This is a genomic window from Aeromonas sp. QDB18, assembly GCF_027705325.1.
GTDB lineage: Bacteria > Pseudomonadota > Gammaproteobacteria > Enterobacterales > Aeromonadaceae > Aeromonas > Aeromonas caviae.
Map to the genome: position 1 here is coordinate 1 of NZ_JAPDBQ010000371.1, position 514 is coordinate 514.

Annotated in this window: 1 protein-coding gene; it reads right to left on the minus strand. The window is 58.8% G+C overall.

The annotated features are described in order from the left end of the window. Positions 1-199: 199 nt before the first annotated feature. Positions 200-445, minus strand: coding sequence for a PepSY domain-containing protein (locus tag OKC30_RS21400; RefSeq protein WP_270665453.1), 246 nt, complete (start codon positions 443-445; stop codon positions 200-202). Positions 446-514: the final 69 nt, after the last annotated feature.

Genomic DNA, 514 nt, shown 5'->3' on the forward strand with positions numbered 1-514 from the left:
GCTCCAAACGACAGGCCGGTATCACGAGCGGCACCGCCCAGATAAGCCGCTCGGCAAAAAAGACGGCGAGCGTCAGCGCCAAAGCGCTGGGGTGCTCCGGTGCATTGAGCCAGAGAAACAATGTTTGGTTGAGTGATTCCATGCGGTCTCTGGGCCGGATCGCCTCCGAGGAAAACGATCCATCTATGCTGTCGGGAAATCAGTCCCGCTTGTCGTGGTCGTCATCGTGTTCCGCCTTGTCTTCGGCAGACGAGATGACCGTACCCTTGTCGGCATTCACCCGGACATCGAAGAACTTGTCCCCGCTGACGACTTCGACGTCATAGACCCAGCCTTGCTTCGAGTTCTCGTACTCGGCGCGTGACGCCTTGCCGTTGGCGTGCTGCTCGGCGCCGGTTGCAGCGACGGCGACGGCCAGAAGGGAAAGTTTGGTGTAGCTGTACATGATGCTTCTCCAGAAGAGTGCAGGGAATTGCACAGTGGAGAAGGTACGCAGGCAGACTTAGCTCGCACT

Coding starts and splice junctions, on each gene's coding strand:
- OKC30_RS21400 (WP_270665453.1), bottom strand. CDS start 445: ATGTACAGCTACACCAAACTTTCCCTTCTGGCCGTCGCCGTCGCTGCA.